5 protein-coding genes and 1 pseudogene are annotated in these 1,753 nt (G+C 40.4%); all 6 read right to left on the bottom strand.

The genetic code is table 11. The features are described 5' to 3' along the window. Window positions 1-205 precede the first annotated feature (205 nt). Window positions 206-601 carry a 30S ribosomal protein S11 gene (gene rpsK / locus EV579_RS18635; RefSeq protein ID WP_003217231.1) on the bottom strand — a complete coding sequence of 132 codons (396 nt, stop codon included), beginning with the start codon at window positions 599-601 and terminating at the stop codon, window positions 206-208. Window positions 602-621: 20 nt separating this feature from the next. Continuing rightward, window positions 622-987 carry a 30S ribosomal protein S13 gene (gene rpsM, locus EV579_RS18630; RefSeq protein WP_003217023.1) on the bottom strand — a complete coding sequence of 122 codons (366 nt, stop codon included), beginning with the start codon at window positions 985-987 and terminating at the stop codon, window positions 622-624. Window positions 988-1,008: 21 nt separating this feature from the next. After that, window positions 1,009-1,122: a 50S ribosomal protein L36 gene (gene rpmJ / locus EV579_RS18625; protein ID WP_003156543.1), complete on the bottom strand. Its 114-nt coding sequence runs from the start codon at window positions 1,120-1,122 to the stop codon at window positions 1,009-1,011. A 31-nt stretch (window positions 1,123-1,153) separates the two neighbouring features. Next, window positions 1,154-1,372: a translation initiation factor IF-1 gene (gene infA, locus EV579_RS18620; protein ID WP_003217190.1), complete on the bottom strand. Its 219-nt coding sequence runs from the start codon at window positions 1,370-1,372 to the stop codon at window positions 1,154-1,156. Continuing rightward, window positions 1,350-1,656, bottom strand: a pseudogene (locus EV579_RS19225) (KOW domain-containing RNA-binding protein). Before EV579_RS19225 ends, infA begins: the two are co-directional and overlap by 23 nt. A gap of 27 nt (window positions 1,657-1,683) precedes the next feature. Beyond that, the coding region (locus tag EV579_RS19220) for a hypothetical protein (protein WP_243837444.1) at window positions 1,684-1,753 on the bottom strand (70 nt) is incomplete at its 5' end.

The raw sequence follows: 1,753 nt of genomic DNA, 5'->3' as shown, positions 1-1,753 counted from the left end.
TTCGATTTTTGGTTTTTCAATTTCGATCATCTAATAAAACCCTCCTTCAAAACGTCGAAACCTCGAATAGAATCATATGAGATTCCATCCGAAATTCCTCATTGTTTAGTCCCGTATGTGCTCAGGCAACGAGTCGTGTATTCGTCTCATAAATAACTGTATCATAACCCATTATTGACAGGGACACAAAATCTATACAAACAAATTACACGCGGCGACGTTTTGGTGGACGGCATCCGTTATGAGGAACTGGAGTTACGTCTCTAATTGCAGTAACTTCAAGACCTGCAGCTTGAAGTGCACGAATTGCAGCTTCACGACCAGAACCAGGACCTTTAACAGTTACTTCAAGTGTTTTAAGACCGTGTTCGATAGAACCTTTAGCAGCTGTTTCAGCAGCCATTTGTGCAGCGAAAGGAGTAGATTTACGAGAACCTCTGAATCCTAATGCACCAGCACTTGACCAAGAAATTGCGTTTCCATGAACATCAGTAATCGTTACAATCGTGTTGTTGAAAGTGGAACGGATATGAGCGATTCCAGCTTCAATATTCTTTTTCACGCGACGTTTACGCGTATTTTGTTTACGAGCAGCAGCCATTCTTTAACTACCTCCTTTACTTATTTTTTCTTGTTAGCTACAGTACGACGCGGACCTTTACGAGTACGCGCGTTGTTTTTTGTGTTTTGTCCACGAACAGGAAGTCCTCTACGATGACGGATTCCGCGGTAGCTTCCGATTTCAATTAGACGCTTAATGTTAAGTGAAACTTCACGACGAAGGTCACCTTCTACTTTAAGTTTGTCAATAATATCACGGATTTTACCAAGTTCGTCTTCAGTTAGATCGCGAACGCGAGTGTCTTCAGAAACACCTGCTTCTTTAAGGACTTGTTGCGCAGTCGTACGACCAATTCCAAAAACATATGTTAAAGAAATGACAACACGCTTATCACGTGGAATATCTACACCAGCAATACGAGCCATGATTTGGGCACCTCCTTGTTATTAGCCTTGTTTTTGTTTATGTTTTGGGTTTTCACAGATCACCATTACTTTTCCTTTTCTGCGAATCACTTTACATTTTTCACAGATAGGTTTAACAGATGGTCTCACTTTCATGTGTTTCCAACCTCCTTCTTCCGGAGTTGCTTTATTTGTAACGGTACGTAATTCTACCACGAGTTAAGTCATATGGAGATAATTCTACCGTAACTTTGTCTCCAGGTAAAATGCGAATGAAGTGCATACGGATTTTTCCTGATACATGAGCCAAAACTGTATGACCATTCTCTAGTTCAACTTTGAACATTGCGTTTGGCAAAGTTTCTGCTACAGTACCTTCCACTTCAATTACATCGTCTTTCGCCATTCAAGTGTTCTCCCTTCTTCAAATCAGTAACTTGCTCTCTGACAAATGTCCAAATGAGAATCTCTCAATTGTTCATCTATCACCCGACCTGTTTTGAATATACTGTTCTGAACTTCCGGAGATACGCAATCATAAAAGGTTATATGATTGATATTTTTTCTTAGGAGAATGAAATTTACGCTTTTCTCCGTCTGCGATTAGTACATGGCAGTCAACGAATATGCCGATGACACCTGTATACTGATCTTGTTCTTTCTTTGGACTATACAGACAACCTGCCCGATTTGGGCCTGAAAGGCTTCAGTGAAGACCTAAATCTTAGTCAGTATATCAAAACCTGTATCTGTAATCGCAATCGTATGCTCAAAGTGAGCACACTTT

The sequence above is a fragment of the Bacillus sp. BK450 genome, assembly GCF_004364885.1.
Classification (GTDB): Bacteria; Bacillota; Bacilli; order Bacillales; family Bacillaceae; genus Bacillus; species Bacillus safensis.
The sequence above is the reverse complement of the archived record's forward strand: the minus strand, read 5'-3'. Positions and strand labels throughout refer to the sequence as shown.